The organism is Streptomyces sp. NPDC002790 (assembly GCF_040295505.1).
Lineage (GTDB): Bacteria > Actinomycetota > Actinomycetes > Streptomycetales > Streptomycetaceae > Streptomyces.
The window spans coordinates 1-3,581 of sequence record NZ_JBEOVM010000223.1 but is presented as its reverse complement, the minus strand read 5'-3'; the positions used below and the strand labels follow the sequence as shown (position 1 = coordinate 3,581).

At 68.8% G+C, this 3,581-nt stretch carries 4 protein-coding genes; 1 reads left to right on the top strand and 3 read right to left on the bottom strand.

Annotated features, from left to right (window positions below; translation table 11 throughout):
• Positions 1–239: 239 nt before the first annotated feature.
• The 3 genes from ispF to ABT004_RS36130 form a co-directional block, all read right to left on the bottom strand.
• Entirely contained in the window at positions 240–731 is a 492-nt protein-coding gene (gene ispF, locus ABT004_RS36140; RefSeq protein ID WP_351346034.1) for a 2-C-methyl-D-erythritol 2,4-cyclodiphosphate synthase, read from the bottom strand.
• The gene (ispD, locus tag ABT004_RS36135) at positions 721–1,470 is read right to left on the bottom strand and encodes a 2-C-methyl-D-erythritol 4-phosphate cytidylyltransferase (RefSeq protein WP_351346031.1); all 750 of its coding nucleotides are present in this window, start codon (positions 1,468–1,470) and stop codon (positions 721–723) included. Before ispD ends, ispF begins: the two co-directional genes overlap by 11 nt.
• 255 nt (positions 1,471–1,725) lie before the next feature.
• Positions 1,726–2,208, bottom strand: a complete 483-nt coding sequence (locus ABT004_RS36130) for a CarD family transcriptional regulator (protein WP_266712542.1) — start codon at positions 2,206–2,208, stop codon at positions 1,726–1,728.
• 621 nt (positions 2,209–2,829) lie between these two features.
• Here ABT004_RS36130 and ABT004_RS36125 point away from each other — a divergent pair.
• Positions 2,830–3,483, top strand: coding sequence for a copper chaperone PCu(A)C domain-containing protein (locus ABT004_RS36125; protein ID WP_351346028.1), 654 nt, complete (start codon positions 2,830–2,832; stop codon positions 3,481–3,483).
• The last annotated feature ends 98 nt before the right edge of the window (positions 3,484–3,581 follow it).

Genomic DNA, 3,581 nt, shown 5'->3' with positions numbered 1-3,581 from the left:
CCCCTGATGCGCCCCCCGGGCCCGTGCGGGCGCGGATTGTTGCGGGGGTGTCTATTGATAAATCAAGCCCCGCCGACGATAGAGGCGCACCTTTCACGCGGCGATTGAGACGATCTTTCAAGTCCCTGCGGCGACTGAGCAGGCCTTTCAAGCCCCTGCGGCGATTGAGCAGGTCTTTTAAGCCCCTGCGGCGATTGAGCAGCGGGGTCCGGGGCGGAGCCCCGGGGGTGGCCGGCGGATTACGCCCGCACGACCAACGCCGTCGCCACCGCCATCAACCCCTCGCCACGACCCGGGAACCCGAGCCCATCCGTGGTCGCACCCGACACGGACACCGGCGCCCCCACGGCCCCCGAGAGGACCTTCTGCGCCTCATCCCGCCGCTTCCCGATCTTCGGCCGCGGCCCGACGACCTGAACGGCCACGTTCCCGATCACGAACCCGGCCTCCCGCACGATCCGCGCGGCCTCACCCAGCAACGCCACCCCACTCGCCCCGGCCCACTCCGGCCGCCCCGTCCCGAAGTGCTGCCCAAGATCCCCCAACCCGGCCGCCGAGAACAACGCATTGCAGGCCGCATGCGCCACGACATCCGCATCGGAGTGCCCCGCGAGCCCGGCCCCGGAGTCCTCCCACTTCAGCCCGGCACACCACAGCTCACGCCCGTCCTCGAACGCATGGATGTCCGTCCCGATGCCGACCTGCGGGAGAACCATGTGGTCAGAACCCATCGTTGGCCCTCCTCCGCGCAAGCACGGCCTCGGCCAGCACGAGATCGAGCGGCCTCGTCACCTTGAACGCCTCCTCGTGCCCGGGCACGAGCACCACCTGGTGGCCGAGATGCTCGACCATCCCGGCATCGTCCGTCACATCCTCGGTCACCGTCTCGTGCGCCCGCACGAGCGTCTCCCGGTCGAACCCCTGCGGCGTCTGCACGGCCCGCAGCCTGGCCCGCGAGGGCGTCGCGACGACCGGCTCCGGCGAACCGTCGACGCTCGGCACGACCTCCTTGACCGTGTCCGCGAGCGGCAGCGCGGGCACGACGGCCGGCGCCCCGTCCCGTACCGTCTCGATGACCGCGTCGACCGTGTCGACCGGCACGAGCGGGCGGGCCGCGTCGTGCACGAGCACGATCTCGATACCGTCCGGCAGGGCCTCGAGCCCGAGCCGCACGGACTCCTGCCGGCTCTCCCCACCGGGCACGACGACGAAGTCGGTGCGCTCGGGCAGGGCGTGATCGGCGAGCAGGGACTTCACTTCGGCGGCGCCGTCGGGCGGCGCGACCACCACGACGAGGGACACGGCGCGGGACGCCGCCATCGCACGGACGGCATGGATCAGCATCGGAGTGCCGCTCAGCGCACGCAGGGCCTTGGGGGCGCCCGGACCGAGGCGCACGCCCCGTCCAGCGGCCGGAATCACGGCCGCGGTGCGTACTGCGCTGCCTACGGGACGCGTTTCGTCAGACATCGGTTCCGTTCAGGTTTGTGCGCTCGGGGGAGGTGGGTATGGCCACAGCGTGCCGGGCGCGACGCCTTGACCGGACCCTTCCGTGACACTGGTCGAGCCAGCTGTCCGGGCCCGGCACACCACTTGGGGATCACGCGAAGCGTGTATGTACGTAGCGCGTGAGGGTACGAACATGCCGCAGCGCCCGGCGACACCATCAGGGTCATCGGGCACCACGGCATTGTTCTTTACGCGACAGCAGTCGTTACGCGCGTGTCAGGACGCGAGAACCTCGTCGAGCAGGGCCTCGGCCTTGTCCTCGTTCGTGTTCTCCGCGAGTGCGAGCTCGCTCACCAGGATCTGGCGAGCCTTGGCGAGCATGCGCTTCTCACCCGCGGACAGTCCGCGCTCACGCTCCCGACGCCACAGGTCACGTACGACTTCCGCGACCTTGATGACATCACCGGAGGCGAGCTTCTCCAGGTTTGCCTTGTAACGGCGCGACCAGTTCGTGGGCTCCTCGGCGTACGACGCGCGCAGCACCTCGAAGACCCGGTCGAGCCCGTCCTGACCGACCACATCACGCACGCCGACGAACTCCGCATTGTCCGCTGGCACACGTACCGTCAAGTCGCCCTGGGCGACCTTCAGCACCAAGTAGGTCTTGTCCACGCCTTTGATCTGGCGAGTTTCGATAGCCTCGATCAGCGCGGCCCCGTGATGGGGATAGACCACGGTGTCGCCAACCTTGAACGTCATGTGACAGGTACCCCTTCCGTGGCTATCCAGTCTAACACGGAAACTGCGGGTTCTGAATGGCGTTTTCGCAGGTCAGGGCATATCTCGGGGCTTGACAATCCCATCGGGAACGTGCTGCGGAGGGGTAGCGGAGGCGGGTATTCGCAGGTCGGAGCCGTTCTTCGAGGAAGCCGATATGGGTACGCTACCGCCGCCGCGACGGGCCCCCAAGGGGCCGAAAGTCCCGTTTTGCGTGCTTCGAAGCGATGAACTTTCGCTACTCCGTTCAGGGGCCCGGAGATACGTTCGAACCGAATCCAGAATTGATCTTCGCGAATCGCCGTCCCGCGTGATCGTCTTTCCGGACCTCCGCGCATTCCTTACCGGATATCCGCCCCAGCGCCTGGACAGGCCTTATGTGAATGGCGAACGAGAGACCCCCGCGACCCAATGGTGACCGTGGGGAACGTGGGGTGATCGGCGGCGCCGAGGGAGGAGCCGGGGACGGTGTCCGGACCCGAGGGGCGGGTCGGGTGCGGCGGCGCGGGAACGGCTCGGTAATCTAAGGCCGCTGACAGACCCTTAGGGCGGCTTTACACCCCGTCGCCCTAGCCCGCCCACGTTCAAGGAGTTGCCGCCGCCGTGAGCAGCAGTCTTCGACGCGGCTCCCTCGCCGCCGCCGCCATCGCGTTCTCGATCGCCTCGCTCGCCGCGTGCGGCGCCGGTAACAACGCGCAGACACTTGAGGTCAAGCCGGACAACGCCGAGACCTCGGTCGGCGACATCAAGATCCAGAACGCCACCGTCATCACCCAGCCGGACCTCAAGTCCAAGGGCCCGGCCGTCGTCACCGGCATGCTCTTCAACAACGGGAGCTCCGCCCAGACGCTCGACGCGATCACCGTCGACGGCGTCGGCAAGACCGCGAAGCTGTCGGGGGCCAAGGGCGGCTCGAAGATCACCGTTCCGGCCGGCGGCTCCGTCGTCCTCGGCGGCGAGGGCAACGCCTCCGCCGAGCTGCCCAACAGCCGCACGGCCGTCCTCGACGGCAACGCGCAGCCGATCACGTTCTCCTTCAGCAAGGCCGGGGACGTGAAGCTGAAGGCGTTCGTGGTGCCGGCCGAGAACTACTTCAAGAAGTGGGGCCCGAGCGAGGTCCCGGCCGCGCCGGGCGCCTCCGCGAACCCGTCCACGTCGGCCTCCACGTCGGCGACGCCGGGCGACGAGGCGTCGGCCTCGACGGGCGCCTCCACCTCCGCCACGACCTCCGAGTCGCAGGGCACGGCGGGCCACTGACGTGCACCACCCATCAAGCCCCTGCAGCGTTTGAGCAGCGGGGGCCGGGGCGGAGCCCCGTGACGTGAATGGCGGAGGGCGGAACCCAGTGGGTTCCG

Bases quoted from the DNA above. Each gene is read 5' to 3' on its own strand.
- ispF (WP_351346034.1), bottom strand. From the start codon at position 731: ATGGGTTCTGACCACATGGTTCTCCCGCAGGTCGGCATCGGGACGGAC.
- ispD (WP_351346031.1), bottom strand. From the start codon at position 1,470: ATGTCTGACGAAACGCGTCCCGTAGGCAGCGCAGTACGCACCGCGGCC.
- ABT004_RS36130 (WP_266712542.1), bottom strand. From the start codon at position 2,208: ATGACGTTCAAGGTTGGCGACACCGTGGTCTATCCCCATCACGGGGCC.